Source organism: Microbispora sp. NPDC046933 (assembly GCF_040644635.1).
Taxonomy (GTDB): domain Bacteria; phylum Actinomycetota; class Actinomycetes; order Streptosporangiales; family Streptosporangiaceae; genus Microbispora.
In genome coordinates this window covers 29,669-48,640 of record NZ_JBEYWW010000019.1, presented here as the reverse complement: position 1 = coordinate 48,640, position 18,972 = coordinate 29,669, and the positions used below count along the sequence as shown (strand labels likewise).

General features: G+C 71.9%; 15 protein-coding genes. 9 read left to right on the top strand and 6 right to left on the bottom strand.

Translation table 11 applies throughout. From position 1 onward, the window contains the following. Window positions 1-172 precede the first annotated feature (172 nt). Entirely contained in the window at window positions 173-2,689 is a 2,517-nt protein-coding gene (gene fxsT / locus ABZ857_RS24615; protein WP_357046573.1) for an FxSxx-COOH system tetratricopeptide repeat protein, read from the top strand. Window positions 2,690-2,750: 61 nt separating this feature from the next. On the opposite strand, the gene ABZ857_RS24610 is transcribed toward fxsT, so the two are convergent. The 5 genes from ABZ857_RS24610 to ABZ857_RS24590 form a co-directional block, all read right to left on the bottom strand. Continuing rightward, window positions 2,751-4,058, bottom strand: coding sequence for an HEXXH motif domain-containing protein (locus ABZ857_RS24610; protein WP_357046571.1), 1,308 nt, complete (start codon window positions 4,056-4,058; stop codon window positions 2,751-2,753). Beyond that, the gene (locus ABZ857_RS24605) at window positions 4,055-5,149 is read right to left on the bottom strand and encodes an FxsB family cyclophane-forming radical SAM/SPASM peptide maturase (RefSeq protein ID WP_357046569.1); all 1,095 of its coding nucleotides are present in this window, start codon (window positions 5,147-5,149) and stop codon (window positions 4,055-4,057) included. Before ABZ857_RS24605 ends, ABZ857_RS24610 begins: the two co-directional genes overlap by 4 nt. A 299-nt stretch (window positions 5,150-5,448) precedes the next feature. Continuing rightward, complete coding sequence (locus ABZ857_RS24600) at window positions 5,449-5,682, bottom strand: hypothetical protein (RefSeq protein WP_357046567.1); 234 nt, start codon at window positions 5,680-5,682, stop codon at window positions 5,449-5,451. Window positions 5,683-5,791: 109 nt separating this feature from the next. Further along, window positions 5,792-6,547 carry a nucleotidyltransferase domain-containing protein gene (locus tag ABZ857_RS24595; protein WP_357046565.1) on the bottom strand — a complete coding sequence of 252 codons (756 nt, stop codon included), beginning with the start codon at window positions 6,545-6,547 and terminating at the stop codon, window positions 5,792-5,794. A gap of 76 nt (window positions 6,548-6,623) precedes the next feature. Then, window positions 6,624-7,301: a nucleotidyltransferase domain-containing protein gene (locus ABZ857_RS24590; protein ID WP_357046564.1), complete on the bottom strand. Its 678-nt coding sequence runs from the start codon at window positions 7,299-7,301 to the stop codon at window positions 6,624-6,626. Window positions 7,302-7,362: 61 nt separating this feature from the next. Between ABZ857_RS24590 and ABZ857_RS24585 the strand changes: the two genes are divergently transcribed. The 4 genes from ABZ857_RS24585 to ABZ857_RS24570 all read left to right on the top strand — a co-directional run bounded on the left by ABZ857_RS24585 (window position 7,363) and on the right by ABZ857_RS24570 (window position 12,094). Next, entirely contained in the window at window positions 7,363-8,853 is a 1,491-nt protein-coding gene (locus ABZ857_RS24585) for an LLM class flavin-dependent oxidoreductase (protein WP_357046562.1), read from the top strand. Between the two features lie 114 nt (window positions 8,854-8,967). Further along, the gene (gene add / locus ABZ857_RS24580) at window positions 8,968-9,954 is read left to right on the top strand and encodes an adenosine deaminase (RefSeq protein WP_357046560.1); all 987 of its coding nucleotides are present in this window, start codon (window positions 8,968-8,970) and stop codon (window positions 9,952-9,954) included. A 124-nt stretch (window positions 9,955-10,078) separates the two neighbouring features. Then, window positions 10,079-11,335 carry a hypothetical protein gene (locus ABZ857_RS24575; protein ID WP_357046558.1) on the top strand — a complete coding sequence of 419 codons (1,257 nt, stop codon included), beginning with the start codon at window positions 10,079-10,081 and terminating at the stop codon, window positions 11,333-11,335. Window positions 11,336-11,425: 90 nt separating this feature from the next. Further along, window positions 11,426-12,094, top strand: a complete 669-nt coding sequence (locus ABZ857_RS24570; protein WP_357046556.1) for a sirohydrochlorin chelatase — start codon at window positions 11,426-11,428, stop codon at window positions 12,092-12,094. 21 nt (window positions 12,095-12,115) lie between these two features. On the opposite strand, the gene ABZ857_RS24565 is transcribed toward ABZ857_RS24570, so the two are convergent. Continuing rightward, entirely contained in the window at window positions 12,116-12,811 is a 696-nt protein-coding gene (locus tag ABZ857_RS24565) for a DUF1707 domain-containing protein (RefSeq protein WP_357046554.1), read from the bottom strand. Between the two features lie 120 nt (window positions 12,812-12,931). Here ABZ857_RS24565 and ABZ857_RS24560 point away from each other — a divergent pair, with 120 nt between their 5' ends. The 4 genes from ABZ857_RS24560 to glgX all read left to right on the top strand — a co-directional run bounded on the left by ABZ857_RS24560 (window position 12,932) and on the right by glgX (window position 18,934). Then, window positions 12,932-14,455, top strand: coding sequence for an ankyrin repeat domain-containing protein (locus tag ABZ857_RS24560; protein ID WP_357046552.1), 1,524 nt, complete (start codon window positions 12,932-12,934; stop codon window positions 14,453-14,455). Between the two features lie 75 nt (window positions 14,456-14,530). Beyond that, window positions 14,531-16,177 carry an isovaleryl-CoA dehydrogenase gene (locus tag ABZ857_RS24555; RefSeq protein ID WP_357046550.1) on the top strand — a complete coding sequence of 549 codons (1,647 nt, stop codon included), beginning with the start codon at window positions 14,531-14,533 and terminating at the stop codon, window positions 16,175-16,177. Between the two features lie 92 nt (window positions 16,178-16,269). Further along, window positions 16,270-16,698, top strand: a complete 429-nt coding sequence (locus ABZ857_RS24550; protein WP_079314144.1) for an OsmC family protein — start codon at window positions 16,270-16,272, stop codon at window positions 16,696-16,698. A gap of 115 nt (window positions 16,699-16,813) precedes the next feature. Beyond that, the gene (gene glgX, locus ABZ857_RS24545; RefSeq protein WP_357046548.1) at window positions 16,814-18,934 is read left to right on the top strand and encodes a glycogen debranching protein GlgX; all 2,121 of its coding nucleotides are present in this window, start codon (window positions 16,814-16,816) and stop codon (window positions 18,932-18,934) included. Window positions 18,935-18,972 lie beyond the last annotated feature (38 nt).

Below are 18,972 nucleotides of genomic sequence, written 5' to 3'. Positions count from 1 at the left end.
AACTATAGGCATCCTTCCCGCGGGTGTCGAGACGGGCATGCACCAGGAAAGCTCTAATTTGGCCGACCCTATTGCATTATCTACAGAGGCCGAAAAAAGCGATCGAAGAATATGGGCGCCAAAGGTTGCATACTGAAGGACAATAGACTTCTTCACGGGTAGGAGGACGCTGGTGCCGGCGCTTGAGACCCCTGGTCCGGAACCTCGCATCTGGGGAAGTCGCATTCCGCTTCGCAACGCGAACTTCACGGGCCGCGAGGCGGCTCTCCGCGAGTTGCGCGCACAGATGTTCGAAGGGCCGACCGCGATCCTCCCGCATGCTCTGCGCGGCATGGGGGGCGTCGGAAAGACGCAGCTCGTCATCGAATACGCGCATCGGTTCAAGGGCGACTACGACGTCGTCTGGTGGATCGCCTCCGACATTCCCCTGCTCATTCCCGGGGCGCTGGGCGCGCTGGCGGAGAAGCTGGGCCTCCCGCCCGCCAAGGTCGTCGGCATCGACGAGGCGTGCCGATCCGTGCTGGACGCTCTGCGCAGGGGCGAGCCCTACAAGCGCTGGCTCCTGATCTTCGACAACGTCAACAAGGCCGAGGACATCATGGAGCTGATCCCGGCCGGACGGCCGGAGCAGGGACACGTGCTGATCACCTCGCGCAACCCTCGCTGGGAGGGCGTCGCCAACACCATGGTGATCGACGTCTTCGATCGCGCGGAGAGCATCGAATTCCTCGGCAGGCGCGCCGGGAGGATGACGCCGGAGGAGGCGAGGGAGCTCGCCCACGAGCTCGGCGACCTCCCGCTGGCCCTGGAGCAGGCCGGAGCGCTGCAGGTGGAGACGGGGATGTCCACCGAGGAGTACCTGGATCTGCTGCGCAGGCAGCCGCTCGAGGTGATGGACGAGAACCAGCCGATGGAGTACCCGAGGTCGATGACCGCGGCGTGGCGTCTGTCGATCAACGCTCTCGAGGACCAGCTGCCGGAGGCCCTGCAGGTGCTCAGGTGCGCCGCCTTCTTCGGGCCCGAGCCGATTCCCATCGACCTGTTCAGCTGGGGGAGCTCCGCCGGCGTCGGCCCGCTGCTCGCCCCCATCCTCGGCAACCCGATCCTCCGCACACGGGCGCTTCGAGCGATCAACAACTTCGCCCTCGGGCGGATCGACGACCGCGCCATCCAGATCCACCGGCTGGTGCAGAGGCTGCTCAGGGCCGACCTCGAGCCTGAGCAGAAGCAGGTGTACGAACGCGAGGCACAGATGCTGCTCGCCGCCGCGAACGGGCTGCAGCCGGAGAACGAGGCCAACTGGGGCGTCTTCAGCAGGTTCGTGCCCCATCTCGACCCCGTCGGCGCCACGACCACCACGAACGGCCGGCTGCGCGATCTCGCTCTCAACGTCGTCCGCTACCTCTACCTGATCGGTGACACGGCGTCGGCCCGGACCTTCGCGGCCAGGTTCCGGGACGACTGGAGCCACCTGTCCGGCATGGACGACCACCACGTGCTGATCGCAGAACACCACCTGGCCAACAGCCTCCGGCAGGACGGGCGTTTCGACGAGGCGTTCGCCCTCCTGGAAGGGACGCTGCAACGGGGGCAGCGCGTTCTCGGGGGGGACGACGACGTGGTGCTGCTCCTGACCAACTCGTTCGGGGCCAGCCTGCGCGCCAGGGGCATGTTCAGGGAGGCCGTCGCCCACGACGAGGCGTCGCGACGCCGACACGTGAAGAAGTACGGGGAGGACGACCCCCGCACCTTGCGCACGATCAACAACCTGGCCCTCGGCTACGCGCTGGTGAGCGACTACGAAAAGGCGGTCGAGCTCCAGACCAGGGTCCACGATGTTCGCAACAGGCCGGGAGCCGGCAGCAAGCTGGACCTGCTCGTCTCCTCCGGAGGCCTGTGCCAGGCCGTCCGGTTGAGCGGGGATTACCAGGCGGCGTACGACCTCGGCGTCGACGCCCTGGAGTACGGCAGAAGCGAAGTAGGCGTGGACCACGTCCAGACCCTGGCGGTCGCGGTCGACCTCGCGATCGCCATGCGGCGGCTGGGCCGGATCGAGGACGCGCTGGAACTGGCCCGCGACACCTACAACCGGTACGAGTCGATCCTGACGGCCGCTCACCCGAACACGGTGTCGGCGGCGATCTCCCTGGCCAACGCGCTACGGACCGACGGCCGGCTCAAGGACGCCCTGGCGTTGGCCCGGGTCATCGCGGACGGATTGCCGCGCATCTACGGGCCCGGTCACCCGTTCACGCTGGCCGCGCGTGGCAACCTCGCTCTTCTGCAGCGCGTCAACGGCGACCCGGCGGCGGCCAGGACGCTCAACGAGCACGTCCTCGACGGCCTCGACGAGAACCTGGGCCGCAAGCACCACTACTCGTTGACCGTCGCCATGAACCTGGCCAACGATCTTCACGAGCTCGGTGAGCACGAAGCGGCACTCGATCTGGACACCCGGACCCACGCGCTCCTGCAGGAGCTGCTCGGCGCCGAGCATCCGATGACCCTCGGGTCGGCCGCGAACCTGACCGACAGCCTGAGGACCGCGGGCAAGACCGAGGACGCGGACGCCCTTCTCGTGGCGACCCTCGCCGTCTACGACAGGAAACTGGGCGTCCGGCACCCCGACACCGTCCTGGCGCGGGCGGGTGGCCGTCTGGACTTCGACTTCGATCCCCCGCGCTTCTAACTCCCCCGCGCTTCTGACTCCCCGGCGCTTCCGACTCAGCCGCGCGATCCCGGCCCCGCCCTCAGGCGAAGCCGGGGTTGCGCTCCAGCCACCGGCGCCGATGCTCCTGGGAGACCCGGCGCACGGCGGAGGCCACGGTCGCGGGTACGTGATCCGCGGACCACGACTCCAGTGTCTTGAGCATCACCGAGACGAAGATCCTGCCTTCGTGGTTCAGGTCGCCGGTGTCGAGGAGGGTGGTCGCGACCAGTTCGGCCGCCTCCCGCCAGCGGGCGAACTCGAAATGCGCCGCCTCGGCCGCCTCCCCGGCCTGCAGGTGGCGTTGCCGGCGCCAGAACCGGGTGACGCCGAGGAACGCGTAGCTGCCCTGGAGCAGCCCCTCGACCGGCCGTGGGTCCTCCCGCCAGGGCGCGTAGTAGCGGCTGCCCCGATCGGGACCGATGAGCCGCACGATGTCGAGGACGGCGCACAGTTTGACGTGCTGAACCTCGTGGGTGAGCGTCACGGCGGTGAGACGGTCGTCCCGGATCAGCGTCAACGCGACGCAGCCGAAGGTCTCTCGGGAGCTGGCGCTGCGAAGCCCGACGGGCACGGGCGCCAGCGGGGTGATCGTGTTCACCAGCGACCGGACCTCGCCGGCCTGCACCGGATGGTGCTCGGCAAGGAGCGTCCACGCGCTCTCCAGCGACCGGCGCCACTCGCCGACGGCGTCGTCGGACACCCTCCCGTCCAGATCTTCTCCCGGCATCCGCGTCGGATGCAGGTCGTCCAGAAGAAGGGACATGCCTGTCTCCGGGCTCGCGAGCGTCCGCATGCCGAGCCAGCCGGGAGCGTCGCGGGAGGCGTCGGAGGGGATGCGGATCCGCTCGTCGCCCAGTTCGATGAGCGCGCGTCCGTGTTCGACCGTCACCAGGCCGGCCTGGTCGGGCATCGGTGACGCGGTGCAGCCCACCGTGGGCAGGACCACCCGGCCCTCCATCGTCGGGACCCGAATCCCACAGGGCCATCCGGTCCGTACGGCGATCGCGGCGGCCACTCCGGCGAGCTGCCCGGGGCGCGCGTGCGGCGCGCCCGCCCGCAGATCGCGGATGGTGGTCAGCGCCCACGCGGAGACGGCGGGGTTGGAGATCACATCGGTGGCGATCGCGGGGTGACGGCGCAGAAAAAGCGTGAGCATGTCGTAGGCCTGTGCCGTGATCACGGCGTCGGGGTGATCGACGCCGCGGGTGAGGCGCTCGATGCCCCACAGGAGGAGCACCTGCTTGCTGCGCTGGGCCGCGACGAGCTCGCGGAGTATCTCCGGCGTGGAATCCCCGGCGGCGAGGAGCATCAGGGCGTCCTCTGACAGCTCGTGGCAGGGAAGGCTCATCTCCACGCCTCCAGGTCGCGTTCCATCGTCCGCCGGATGTGATCGATCAGAGCGCGGAGATCCGCGCAGTAGACGGACGGATTCTTGAAGCCGGTTCCGGCGCGATAGCGGTGCGCGTACAGGCCCGCGCCGCACACCTCGACCACTGGACAGGCGAGGCATTCGGCGGAAAGGGCCCGGGCTCCGATCTGGCGGGCGGCGAACCCGGGGAGGGTGAGCGCCCGGTCGAAGGGATCGGTGCGGACGTGCAGGCCGGTGACGGTGGCGCCGTCGTACGCGGCCTTGAGGAAGTCGGACTGTTCGATTGAGCCGTCCGTCTCGATGACCAGGACTCCGACGGGCGAAAGCCCGATGCTTTCGAGGGCGGACGCGCCGCCCAGGAGCAGGTGCATGATTTCGGCGAACAACCGGATCGAGGTTCGCGGGCGCCGATACCAGCGGTCGAAGATCTCGATCAGCCAGTCGGCGTAGGGCGTGGACGCGTCGGGCGGCCGTCCCGGCGGCGGATCGGACCATGTGCCGTGCGGCAGCAGGAAGTCGACGCTCGGCGGATCGAACTCCAGCAACGCCTCGTACGTGGCGAGCGGGTCGTTCCTGAGGTCGATCGTGCAGAGCAGACCGGCGAACAGGTGGTGATGGGCGGCCGTGAGCCTCCGTAACGACTCGACGACCCGGTCATGGCTCGACCGCCCGTCCCTGAACAGCCGGTGGCGGCCGGTGGCGATGGCGTCGCCGTCCAGGCTCACCCCGATGCGGACGTTCAGCTCGTCGAACAGGGAGAGGTACTCGTCGGTGAGACGCAGCCCGTTCGTCTGAACGCTGATGTGCGCCCGGCAGCCCGCGCCGTTTCGCAGGATTTCGACCAGCGCCCTTATTCTTTCCGGCCGGGCAAGCAGCGGTTCTCCGCCGTGCAGCACGATCTCGACGGAGGAAAGCCCGTGTGCCCGCGCGTGCTCGGCGATCCGGTCCGCCGTCCGTTCCGCCACCGCCTCCGACATGCCGCGGGGCTGGTCCCTCCAGCGGGAATCGTTGAGTTCGTACATGTAGCAGTAATCGCAGGCGAGATCACATCTGCTCTGGATCTTCAGCACGAAGGTCTGGAACGGGGTGGGTCGCCAGCCAGCATCGCGAAGTCCGGCAACGTCGAGAGTTGCTGGCCATTCCGCGCCCGTGGGGGATGCCGCGAGGTCCACTGCCACCTGTTCGCACGCGTCGGGTCGTCACGCCATGATGTGCTCGATTTCGCTTCTAATAGTTTACGCCCGGACGCCGGATAAAACATCTATTTGTTGTTATGGCCGCATTACCGCGACCGCCGGGGGCGTCCCTGGGCGCGGCCGTCGGGCCGCCCGCCATGGCCTGGCCGGGCGGCCCCTGGTGGACGTCCGGGTCAGTCGGCGCGGGCGGAGAGCTCGTCGAAGAGCTCCAGCGCGGCCTGCCGTACGTCTTCGGGCGAGATGCCGTTCAGGGTGCTGCGGGCCTGGACGGCGTCACGGGTCGTGGCGAAGGTGATCGCGACCGACTTGGCGGCCGCGTGGCGCAGCGATCCGGTGGGCGCGCTGTCGGCCAGTGCCTCCGCGCTCGCGGCCAGGTCGAGGTTGTCTTTGCCGAACTTGGTGGTCAAAGCGTTCTCCTGGGGTGATGGCGGCTTGACCCATTATCCGCGATGGCCGCGCGACACGGGGCGGCACCCCGCATTGTTCGCGTGTCCCGTCCCGTTTGACCGGCCTGTCTCACCGCCCTGCGAGGCGGGTCCGTACGACGAGGTCGTGCAGGGCGTCGTGGGCCGACGGGGCGTCCGGCAGCGCGGAGGCGTCCCGGGCGTCCTCCAGGCGCGCGGTAAGCGCGTCGAGGTCGGCCGTGAGCCGTTCCCGGCCGGGCGCGCCGTCCGGCAGCCCGCCGTGCTCGGCCGCCCGCTTCGCCTCCACCAGACCGGCCAGGTATGGCGGACCGCCGTCGAGGAGCAGGGTGAGGTCGGCGACGAGCTCACCCGTGCGCATGAGGTGGATGCCCGTCAGCAGCACCCGGAACGCGTAGAGCAGCGGCTTCAGCTCCCCCGTGCGGTCGAACAGCCGCCGCTGGGTGCGCGCGAAACCGAGGTAGTGGTGGGCGTGGTGCCGGGTCAGGCAGCCCCGCGCGAGGGCGCGCATCTCCTCGTGCAGCGGGGAGGTGGTCACGACCAGCGGCGACAGGAGCTGCTCCAGCACGTAGCCGTTGCGGCCGAGCAGCAGCCGGCAGAACTTCGCGAGATCGTGGGTCACGAGGTCGACCTCCACACCCTCGCGCGTCCACGAGCGGGTCACGGTCTCCTCCCCCGCGCGCAGGCCGACGACCTCCTCGGCCGGTAGCACGTGCACCCCCCGCAGGTCGACGTCGGAGTCCACCGACGGGAACCCGTACAGGTGCGCGCCGCTCACGGTGGCGAAGACGAGCGGGTGCCGCTCACCCGCGGCCACCTCGGGCAGCCAGGACGGCAGCACGGCGGTCACGGCGCCTCACCTCCCATCACGGTCACGGCGCCTCCCTCTCCCGTCACGGTCACGGCGCCTCCCCCTCCCGCCATGGTCACAGAGCCGACCTCCGCACCTCGATCAGGAACTCCTCCACGGCCGCCCGGTCCGGCCGCTCCGGCAGCGCGCTCCCGGCCCGCTCGTCCAGCTCGGCCAGCAGCCGCCCACGCCACTCCAGCACCTCGGGCCAGGGCGTCTCCCCCCGCCGTACGGCGAGCAGCCGGTCGCGGTGGACGCCCACCTCGACGAGCGGCTCCCCGTGCCGGGCCAGGTGGGCGGCGCCCAGCAGCAGCCGGATCATGTGCATCGCCATCTTCCACCGCCTGGCGTCGCCGCCCGGCCGGGGCGGGTCCTGCGGCCCGAGACGGTGGAACTGCCGGGCGGCCGATCCCGCGAACGCCCGCTCCGCCTTCCCGGACAGGAACGCGCGGCGCAGCGCCAGCAGCCGCTCGCCCACCGGGGTGACCAGCTCCACCAGCGGCGACCACAGGCACTCCAGCGCGGCCGGGTTGCCTTCGAGCGCGAGCGCGCAGAACCGCTCGACCTCCCACGAGAGCTGCTCGGGCAGCGGCCCCTCCACGTGGTCAGGCGGCTTGTCGAGCCGCCAGAACATCGGGGTGGGCGTCACGAACACGCCTCGCCTGTCGACGTCCGACTCCTCGGTCTCCAGCCCGTACGCGCGCGAGCCGATGACGACCGACAGGACGGTGCCGCCGGGGGCCGTCAGGGTCATGTCGCCGGATCTTGTCACAAAGGTAGGCTCCCGGTCCGGGACGCGGAAAGGTAGCGAATTAATGGCCGACTTCGGACATGAGTTGTGGTTCGGGGCGTTTCTCACGCCGGACGCCTCGGGACACCACCGGATCGTCCGGCAGGCCGTGCTGGCCGACGAGATCGGGCTCGACATCGTCGGCGTCCAGGACCATCCGTACCAGCCGGCGTTCCTGGACACCTGGACGCTGCTGTCCACGCTCGCGGGGCGTACCGAGCGGGTGCGCCTGTTCCCCGACGTGGCGAACCTGCCGCTGCGGCCGCCCGCGGTGCTCGCCAGGGCCGCCGCGTCGCTCGACATCCTGAGCGGCGGCCGGGTCGAGCTGGGGCTCGGCTCCGGGGCGTTCTGGGACGGCGTCGCGGCCATGGGCGGCCCGCGCCGCAGCCCGGGCGAGGCGGTGGAGGCACTGGAGGAGGCCGTCGCGGTCCTGCGCGCGCTGTGGACGCCGGGCGAGGCCGTACGGCTCGACGGCAGGCACTACCGGCTGGAGGGCGCACGGCCGGGGCCGTTCCCCCCGCATCGGATCGGGCTGTGGCTCGGCGCGTACAAGCGGCGCATGCTGGAGCTGACCGGGCGGCTCGGCGACGGCTGGGTGCCCTCGTCCGGATACGCCGCGCCCGGCGAGCTGGGCGCGCTGAGCGAGATCCTGGACGCCGCGGCCGAGCGGGCCGGGCGCGACCCCGCCGAGATCCGCCGCGTCTACAACATCGAGGGCCGGTTCTCCGGCGTCGCCGGGGAGGGGTTCCTCGACGGGCCGCCGGCCCTGTGGGCCGAGCAGCTCGCCGGCCTCGCACTCGGGCACGGCATGAGCGTGTTCGTGCTCGCGGTGAACGACGACAGGGACCTCAAGGTCTTCGCCGAGGAGGTCGCCCCCGCCGTACGCGAGGCCGTGGCGCGGGAGCGCGGCCGGGGGCGACGGGCCGACGCCGAGGGCCCGGCCGAGATCGCGGGGGCGACACCGGCGAGGGCCGTGCTCGACGAGGCGACCCGGCCCCGGCTGCCCAAGCGGGACATCGCCGCGCTCACGCCGCGGCAGCAGGCGAACGGCCGGCGGCTCGTGCTCATCCACGACCACCTGCGCCAGGAGCTGACCCAGGTCAGGGACGCCCTGGAGCAGGTCGCCGCGGGGCGCTCCGACGCCACCGCGCTCCGCTCGCTGATCAACCAGCTCACCATGCGGCAGAACTACTGGACCCTCGGCACGTTCTGCGCGTCGTACTGCCGCCTGCTGACCACCCATCACACGATCGAGGACGAGCACATGTTCCCGATGCTGGCGGCGGCGCAGGAGTCGCTGGCACCGGTCGTGGCCCGCCTGGAGCAGGAGCACGAGGTCATCGCCGGGGTGCTGACGGAGCTGGACGCCGCCCTCGTCGCGATGATCGAGGACCCGGGCCGGCTCGACGGCGTGCGCGACCAGGTGGACCTGCTGTCGGAGGTGCTGCTGTCGCACCTGCGCTACGAGGAGGAGGAGCTCGTGGAGCCCATCGCCCGCCTCAACCTCGACATCTGACAGAACCCGGACATCTGACAGAACGCGGACATCCGACGACCTTGACATCCGACGCCTTCGGATCGGGCGAAATTCGCATGCGGCCGCGCGCCGCCGGCGTCTAGGCTCGCGGCCGTGCGCGATCTCACCCTGCTGCCCAAGGCCCACCTGCACGTCCACCTGGAGAGCACGGTGCGGCCGGCCACTCTGGCGGAGATCGCGGCGGCCAACGGCAGGCCGGTCCCGGCCCTGGCCGCGGGAGCCCCCTTCGACGGCTTCCGCCAGTTCGCCGACCACAACGCGCTCGTACGGGAGTCCCTGCTCAGGCCGGAGGACTTCCACCGGATCGCGGTGGAGTTCTGCGCGGACGAGGCGGCCCAGGGCACCCGGTGGGCGGAGGTGACCTTCACCGCGGCCTCGCACGGGGAGCGGGTCGGCGACCTCGAGATGCCGCTGGAGGCGGTGCTGGCCGGTCTCGCCGAGGGCGGCGCGGCGTACGGCGTCGAGTGCCGGGTGCTGCTCGACCATTCGCGGCGGCGCTCCGTGGAGCGCGCCTGGCGCACGGTGAAGCTCGCCGGCCGGTACGCCGACGACGGCGTGATCGGCGTCGGCCTGGCCGGGGAGGAGTCCTACCCGCTGGCGCCGTTCGCCGAGGTCTTCGCCGCCGCGGCGGACGCGGGCGTCCACGTCGTGCACCACGCGGGCGAGTGCGAGGGCCCGGACAGCGTCCGCGAGGCGATCACGGTGGGGCGCACCGAGCGCCTGGGGCACGGCATCCGGGTGCTGGAGGACCCGGACCTGACCGCCGAGGTGCGCGAGCGGGGCATCCCGCTGGAGGTGTGCCCGTCGTCCAACGTCGCGCTCGGGATCGTGGACGGCCTGGCCGCCCACCCGTTCCCCCGGCTGCGGGAGGCGGGGCTGGCCGTCACGCTCAACACCGACATCCCGTCGATCATCGGAACCACCCTGTCGGAGGAGTACGCCAGGGTCGGGGACGCCTTCGGCTACGACGACGATGTGCTGGCCGGGCTCGCCCGCGCCTCGATCGACGCGTCGTTCGCCCCCGAGGAGACCAAGCGCGCGCTACGCAGCGAGGTCGACGCCTGGCTCGCGACGCCGTGAGCCGACGAGCTTTGTGACCGCGGTGACACGGACTGCTCACGGGGACGCGTGTTTCGCACCAAAGGACGGCGCGGTTCTGGGATGATCTCGAGGAAAACCGTCGGACGTCGAGAGACCGTGACTGATGCCCCCCATTGACCAAATAACCGCCTTCGTGTCGGCCCATCCGGTCGGAACAGTCATCATCAGCGTCATCGCCCTGGTCTTGCTGGTCCTGGCCTTCTTCGCCCTGCGCGCCCTGATCCGCCTGTTCCGCCGCTGGGCGGCCGACCGGCCCACCGAGGACGTTCTCACCATCGTCGCCGCCAGCATCGCCACGGGCGTCTCCGCCCAGGGCATGTGGCGCTTCTCCGGCGACGTCCTCGGGTTCGACGGGCCGCTGCGGCTCCTGCTGTTCGCCTTCATCGAGGTCGCCGTCATCACCAGCGCCGTACGGGCGCGCCGCAACATGCGGGAGAACTACTCCGCCGGCATCGACGGCGTCGCCGTGTGGGCCTTCACCTCCCTGTCGGCCGTCCTGTCGAGCATGGACGCCCGCAGCGTCGCCGAGGCCGTCTTCCGTCTCGCCGCCCCGCTCGTGGCCGCCTGGCTGTGGGAGCGCGGCATGGCCATCGAACGGGTCCGCATCACCGGCCGTGGCCGCATCAACTGGCGGCTCACCCCCGAGCGCGTGCTGGTCCGGATCGGCCTGGCCGAGGTCAGCGACCGTACGGCGAGCGAGGTGGACGCCCACCGCAGGCTGACCAGGGTGGCGCTGGCCGCCAAGCGGGTCCGCGCGCTGCGCGAGGCCGGGGCGTCCGACCGCAAGATGCGGGCCGCGATGGCCAGGCTCGACAAGGCGATGGACCAGGCCGTGGAATACACCGGGCTGGCCGTGGACGAGAAGCGGCAGGAGGCCCTGCTGTCCCAGATCGGCGCGCTCTACAACACCTCCGCGCTGATCGACCTCGCCCCGCCGGTCCCCTGGGCCCCTGAGCCCGAGCAGCCCGCTCCCCCGGCGCTGCCCGCCGCGGCCATCGCGGAGCTGATCGACGACGAGGAGGAGGACGTCCCCGCCGAACCGGCGCCGCCCGTCGTCGACACCGCCCAGCGCGCGGCCCAGCTGCGGACCGCCCGGCAGTACTGGGACCAGCAGATCGCCCGCAAGTACGTCCCCCGGGCCGCCGACATCGCCCAGGAGGTGGGCATCCCGCTCCTCGTGGCGCGGGAGTGGCGGGCGCTGTGGAAGCTCGAACCCCAGGCGTACGCGCTGATCGAGGCGGCGTACCGGGAGCACGGAATCATCGACACCGGCACGTTCCCGGCCATCGAGGTGCCCGAGCGCGAGCGCGTGCTCGTCGTGAACGGCTCCGCCCCGGGAGCGGCCGCGCACGACTCCTGACGGGAGCCGTGGCCGGCTCCTGACGTGGAACGAACGGGGCGGGGGGGGCCGCGGGGGCGGGGCCCCCGCCCCCGGCCCCCCCCCGCGACCGTGGAGGAGCTGCTCGACGGAGTACGGCGGGCGCGGCCGGGCCTGGACGTCCGCGCCGCCTATCTCGACCACGCCCCGCCGTCGCTGCCGCAGGCGCTGTCGGGGCTGGACGAGGCCGTCGTGCTCCCCCTGCTGCTCACCGCCGCCTACCACAGCCGGGTGGACATCCCGGCCGCGCTGCGGGAGGCGGCCGGCCGCACGCCACGGCTGCGGGCCGTCTGCGGCCCGACGCTCGGCCCGCACCCGCTGCTCGTCCGTGCCCTCGAACGCCGCCTCGCCGAGGCCGGGGTGGAGATCGGCGACCCGGAGACCGCCGTGGTGCTCGTCTCGGCCGGCTCCAGCGACCGCCGGGCGAACGCGACGATCGCCGCCGTCGCCCGCGAGTGGGCGCGCGCCCGCCCCTGGTGGTCGGTCACCGCCGCCTACGCCTCGGCCGCCGCGCCCACGCCCGCGGACGAGGTCGTACGGCTGACGCGCGCGGGCGCCCCGAAGGTCGTGGTGGCACCGTACCTGCTGGCCCCCGGCTACTTCGCCGACACGGTGGAGCGCGACGCCCTGGAGGCCGGGGCGCACGCCGTGGCCGGCGTCCTCGGCGCCGCCCCCGAACTGGTCGCGCTCCTGCTCGAACGCCACGCCCAGGCCGTACGCGCCGCCTCCGACGCCGCCTGACCCACTCGTCGGGGGGCCGGATCAGTGCAGGTCGCCGTGGCGGCGGTCGGGAATCTCGTACCCGCCGTAGCCCGGGCGCCGGCGGCGCTCCTGCCACCACTCGCTCCACGCGTGCCAGCCGCGCTTGATCGGCTCGGCCCGGGAGTCACCGATGATCTTCACGTCGCCCATCAGCACGTACGCCGCGACCTTGACGACGGGAGCGGACCGGCCACTGGGGGCCTCGACCACCTGGACCTTCTTGTCCCCCATGATCGTGACGCCGGAGAGCTCGACGTCGACGCCGTCCGGCACGATGATCTTCACGTCGCCCATCACGCACGTGGCGACGATGTCCACCTCACGCCCGCGCACCTCGGCCTGGCGCAGGTCGAGGACCACGTCGCCCATCACGCAGACCGCACCGATGCCGTCGTCGATCCGCCACGTGCCGGTCCTCTTGGCGTCGCCCATCACCGCCACGATCCACTTGCGCATCCTGCCCTGCCGGGCGGCCGGCGCCGCGGGAGCGGGGGCGGGGGCGGGGGCGGGGGCGGCGCCCGGCAGGTCGGCGGTGATCTGGGCGAGCTCGCCGTGGGTCTGCGCCAGATAGGCGGCCTCGGTCCGCTCGGTCAGTTCCGCGAGAGTCAGCCGCCCCTCCGTGGACGCGACGCGCAGCCGTTCCACCACGGACTCGCGTTCGGCGTCGGATGCCCGCATACCACCCGGATCGTTCACGCCCTTCACCGTATCCTGGCCGCCCCCGCTCCCCCTCCTCCCTGGGAACGATCCTGACGACGATCCTGGGAGACGATCCCTGCGGGCGAGGCCGGAAAGGGGCTGTGTGAGCATGGAATCGTGACCCGCAGCAGGTTGCTGGAGGCGATAGCGGGAGGGGACGTCGCGCGGGTGGCGGCGATGCTGCACCCGGACACCGCCGTGAACCCCGCGCAGGGGACGACGCCGCTCTACCGGGCGGCCGTCGGCGGTCACCACGACATCGTCAGGCTGCTCCTGGAGTACGGCGCCGACCCGGACCAGCCGAGCGGGGGGCACGAGGAGGGCCTTCCGCTCTGTGCGGCGGCGTGCTGGGACCACGCCGAGACCGTGCAGGCGCTGCTCGACGGCGGCGCCGACCCCGACGCGGCGGAGGAGGGCGGCTGGACGGCCCTGCTGTGGGCCGCGGCCAACGGCAACCTGGAGTCGGCCGACATCCTGCTCGACGCCGGGGCCGACCCCGGCCGGGCCGACGACGACGGCGACACCCCGCTGACGCTGGCCGCGATCTTCGGGGCGTACGGGATCGTCTGGTCCCTGCTCGAACACGGCGCCGACCCGTCCGCGCCCGGCTGGGACGGCGCGACCCCGCTGGAGATCGCCGCGCGGCTGGCAGCGGTGGATCTCGAAGCCGTGATGCGCGAGGAGGTCTCCGCGAGGGTGGAGGGCGAGTACGCCGTGCTGGTCGCGCACGGCGCCGCGCCGGACGGCACCCGGCGGGTCACGGTCGAGGCGCGCGGCGCCGACGGCGGCTACTCGATCAACCGCCAGCACGGGCACGCCGCGATCGAGACGGTCCTGGAGGCGGCTCTCGGCCTGCGTCCACCCGCGGACGTGCTGCTCAGGCGCGCGCTGCCCTACCGCGACCTGGACGAGGACGACGAGACGTGGTGGGCGGCCGTCCACGCGCTCCAGTCCCGCCACGACGAGGAGACGTTCCTGGCGCTGGCCCGGCTGTGCGAGAGCGACGACCCGGTGGAGCGGGAGTTCGGCGTCGACGTGCTCGCCGATTTCGGTCAGGAGACGGGGGTCGGTCAGGAGACGAGGCTCGGCCAGGGCGCCGTGTCCCTGGCCGCGGGGCACGACCCCTACCGGGACCGCATCCTGGAGATCCTGCGTGACATGGCCCGGCACGAGACCGAGCCCGCGGTCGTCGAGGCGCTGCTGCACGCCTTCGGCCACCAGGCCGACGAACGGGCGCTCCCCGAGGTGCTGAAGATCGTCAACAGCCCGGGCCGGGAGCCCACGGTCCACGACCCCATCGCGCTCGCCGCGGTCCTGCCCCCGGACGACGAGGACGGGCTGACCACGCTGATCCGGCTGAGCCAGTGCGCCGACGACGAGGTGCGGGACTGGGCCACGATGGGCATCGCGGGGCTGCCCGCCGACACCGCCCCCATCAGGGACGCCCTGGTCACCCGGCTGAACGACCGCGACCTGACGACGGTGGCCGAGGCCGCGCGGGGCCTGGCCGGGCGCGGGGACCGGCGCGCGATCGAAGGCGTCCACCGGGTGCTGAGCGAGGCGGGCGCCGACCAGGACTACGCCCGCGACCTCGCCCTGGAGGCGGCCCAGGAGCTCGGACTGGAGATTTCGGGCGCCTGACCGGGTCCCCGCCCGGTGTTTGCCCCGGCCGCCTGGGATGTTGAGATGGAGTCCCGGCATCGTGGACGTCCCGGTATGGACGAGTCCCGGCATCGACCACAGGAGGACCCAGTGACCCACGACGTGACCAACCAGGTGCCCCCGCTGACCGGCCACGACGTCTCGGCCGACCCGGCGCTGCTGGAGGGGCTCGCCAGGGAGGGGGCGGACTGGGCGACCGGGGAGCTGCACCAGCTCGGCCTGCTGGCCGGTTCGGCGAAGGCGCAGGAGTGGGGGCGGCTGGCCAACGAGCACCCGCCCGTCCTGCGCACCCACGACCGGTACGGCAACAGGATCGACGAGGTCGAGTTCCACCCGGCCTGGCACGAGCTCATGACGGTCGCGGTCGAGAGCGGCGCGCACGCCGCGCCCTGGACGTCGGCCCGGCCGGGCGCGCACGTCGCCAGGGCGGCCAAGTTCTTCACCTGGTCGCAGGTCGAGGCCGGGCACGGCTGCCCGATCTCCATGACGTACGCCGCCGTGGCGGCGCTGCGGCACTCGCCGTCGCTGCGCGCGGAGTGGGAGCCGCTGCTGGCCTCCCGCACGTACGACTTCGGGCTCCGCCCGGCCAGGGACAAGCGCGGCGTGCTGGCCGGGATGGCCATGACCGAGAAGCAGGGCGGGTCCGACGTGCGAGCCAACACCACCCGGGCCGAGCCGTTGTCCGACGGGAGCTTCGCCCTGACCGGCCACAAGTGGTTCAACTCCGCCCCGATGTGCGACGTGTTCCTGGTGCTCGCCCAGGCCCCGCGCGGGCTGTCGTGCTTCCTGCTCCCCCGTGTGCTGCCCGACGGCACCCGCAACGCGATGCGCCTGATGCGGCTGAAGGACAAGCTCGGCAACCGGTCGAACGCCTCCGCCGAGGTCGAGTACGAGGGCGCGGTCGCCTACCTCGTCGGCGAGGAGGGCCGGGGCGTCCGGACGATCATCGAGATGGTGAACATGACCAGGCTCGACTGCGTGATCGGCTCGGCCGCCGGCATGCGGTTCGGGCTGACGCAGGCGCTGCACCACGCCCGCCATCGCAGGGCCTTCGGCCGGACGCTGGCCGAGCAGCCGCTGATGCGCTCGGTGCTCGCCGACCTGGCGCTGGAGTCGGAGGCGGCGACCACGCTCATGACGCGCCTGGCCGGGGCGACCGACCGGGCCATCGGGGGCGACGCGGCCGAGGGCCTGTTCCGCCGGGCCGCCCTCGCCGCCGGCAAATACTGGGTGTGCAAGCGGGCCCCGGTGCACGCGGCCGAGGCGCTGGAGTGCCTCGGCGGCAACGGGTACGTCGAGGAGTCGCAGATGCCCCGGCTGTTCCGGGAGTCGCCGCTGAACGGCATCTGGGAGGGCTCGGGCAACGTGGCCGCCCTCGACCTGATGCGGGTGCTGGCGAAGGAGCCGGAGGCGGTCGAGGCGTTCTTCGCCGAGGTGGCGCTGGCGCAGGACAGGCGGGTCGCCGACGCGGCCGAGCGGGCGCTGAAGACGCTCGCCTCGGCGGGAGAGGCCGACGCGCGCCGGGTGGCCGAGGAGATGACGCTGGTCCTGCAGGCGTCCCTGCTCGTACGGCACGCCCCCGCCGCGGTGGCCGACGCGTTCTGCGCGTCACGCCTGTCCGGCGACTGGGGACGCGCCTTCGGCACGCTGCCCTCCGGCCTCGACCTGGAGGCGATCCTGGACCGCGCGGCGCCGGCCTGAGCCGACCGGCCATGCCGGTGAGCCCATCGCGTCGGCGGCGGCGTTAAGGTCGCTGCTGACGGATTAAGACTCGCTAGTGAAGGGAAGTCGCCATGGCGACCACTCGTACCGCGACGACGCAGTGGAAGGGCGCCCTGCTCGACGGTTCGGGCACCGTTTCGCTCGACTCCTCCGGGGTCGGCACCTTCGACGTCTCCTGGCCCTCCCGGGCGGAGGAGGCCAACGGCAAGACGAGCCCGGAGGAGCTGATCGCCGCTGCCCACTCCTCCTGCTTCTCGATGGCCCTGTCCAACGGCCTGGCCAAGGCCGGCACGCCGCCGCAGTCGCTGGAGACCCGGGCGGACGTGACCTTCCAGCCGGGTGAGGGCATCACCGGCATCGTGATCTCCGTTCGCGGGCAGGTGCCCGGCATCTCGGCCGAGGACTTCCAGCAGGCCGCCGAGACGGCCAAGGCGAACTGCCCGGTGAGCAAGGCGCTCGCCGGCACGACGATCACCCTCAACGCCGAACTCGTCGGCTGAGCACCAGCGGGAGCCCCCGCCGGACCCGGTCCGGCGGGGGCTCCCGCGTTCCCGTACGAGAGTAGGGGTCCTCGCTGGGTGCACGATTCGCCCGGGCAGTGGAGAATGAGGTTACATGCGCGAGGTTTGGCCTGGAGAGCCCTACCCGCTCGGCGCCACCTGGGATGGTGTGGGCACCAACTTCTCGGTGTTCTCAGAGGTGGCCGAGCGGGTCGAGCTGTGCCTGTACGACGACAGGGGCGGGGAGACCCGCGTCGACCTGCCCGAGGTCGACGGGTTCGTCTGGCACGGCTACGTGCCGGGGATCATGCCCGGCCAGCGGTACGGCTTCCGCGTGCACGGGCCCTACCGGCCCGACCACGGGCACCGGTGCAATCCGGCCAAGCTGCTGCTCGACCCGTACGCCAAGGCGGTCGAGGGCTCGGTGCGGTGGAACGAGTCGCTGTTCTCCTACCACTTCGCCGACCCCGCCCGGCTCAACACCGCGGACTCCGCGCCGTACATGCCGAAGAACGTGGTGGTCAACCCGTTCTTCGAGTGGGGCAACGACCGTCCGCCCCGCACGCCGTACCACGAGACCGTGATCTACGAGGCGCACGTGCGCGGCCTGACCATGCGCCATCCCGCCGTGCCTGAGGAGCAGCGGGGCACCTACGCGGGGCTCGCGCACCCGGCCGTGATCGACCATCTGCTGTCGATCGGCGTGACGGCGGTCGAGCTCATGCCCGTCCACCAGTTCGTGCCCGAGCACTTCCTGGTCGCCCGGGGGCTGACCAACTACTGGGGTTACAACACGATCGCCTACATGGCGCCGCACAACGCCTACGCCAGCTCCGGGCAGCGCGGCGAGCAGGTCCAGGAGTTCAAGGCGATGGTGCGCGCCCTGCACGAGGCGGGGATCGAGGTGATCCTCGACGTCGTCTACAACCACACCGCCGAGGGCGACCACATGGGCCCGACGCTGGGCTTCCGGGGCATCGACAACGTCGCCTACTACCGGCTGCGCGAGGAGGACCGCCGCTACTACCTCGACTACACCGGGTGCGGCAACTCGCTGAACGTCCGCTCGCCCCACGCGCTCCAGTTGATCATGGACTCGCTGCGCTACTGGGTGCTCGACATGCACGTGGACGGCTTCCGCTTCGACCTCGCCGCCGCGCTGGCCCGGGAGCTGCACGACGTCGACCGGCTGAGCGCGTTCTTCGACCTCATCCAGCAGGACCCGGTGATCTCGCAGGTCAAGCTGATCGCCGAGCCGTGGGACGTCGGCCCCGGCGGCTACCAGGTCGGGAACTTCCCGCCGTTGTGGACCGAGTGGAACGGCAAGTATCGCGACTCCGTGCGGGACTTCTGGCGCGGGGCCTCCCAGACGCTGCCCGAGTTCGCCTCGCGCCTGGCCGGGTCGAGCGACCTGTACGCCACCAGCGGCCGCCGTCCGGTCGCCTCGATCAACTTCGTGACCGCCCACGACGGGTTCACCCTCACCGATCTCGTGTCGTACGACCACAAGCACAACGAGGCCAACGGCGAGGGCAACCGCGACGGCACGGACGACAACCGCTCCTGGAACTGCGGCGCCGAGGGCCCGGTGGAGGACCCCGGCATCGTACGGCTGCGCCGGCGGCAGCGGCGCAACCTCCTCACCACGCTGTTCGTGTCCCAGGGCGTGCCGATGCTGCTGGCGGGCGACGAGTTCGGCCGCACCCAGCACGGCAACAACAACGCCTACTGCCAGGACAACGACATTTCCTGGATCGACTGGTCGCTGGTCCGGCAGGAGGGCGACCTGCTCGAGTTCGTCCGCCGCCTGGCCGCGTTACGGCGGGCGCATCCCGTGTTCCGGCGGCGCCGGTTCTTCCAGGGCCGCACGGTCGGCGACGGCAGCAGGGATGTCATCTGGCTCACGCCGTCCGGCACGGAGATGACCGACGGCGACTGGCACACGGGCTACGCGAAGTCGCTGGCGGTGTACGTCAACGGCGACGCGATCAGCGAGCCGGGGCCGCGCGGCGAGCGGATCAGGGACGAGACGTTCCTGCTGCTGATCAACGCCCACCACGAGAACCTGACGTTCGCCCTCCCCGGGCCCGAGCTGGGGACCGCCTGGCGTCCCGTCCTCGACACCGCCGACGAGGACGTCCGCGACGACCCGTACGCCGAGGAGGTCCTGCCCGCAGGGGCCAAGGTCTGCCTCGCCGACCGGTCCATGCGGGTCCTGGTCTGCGCCGGCGGCTGAGCCGTCCCCGCTGCCGCCCTGTGCCCGCTGCCGCCCTG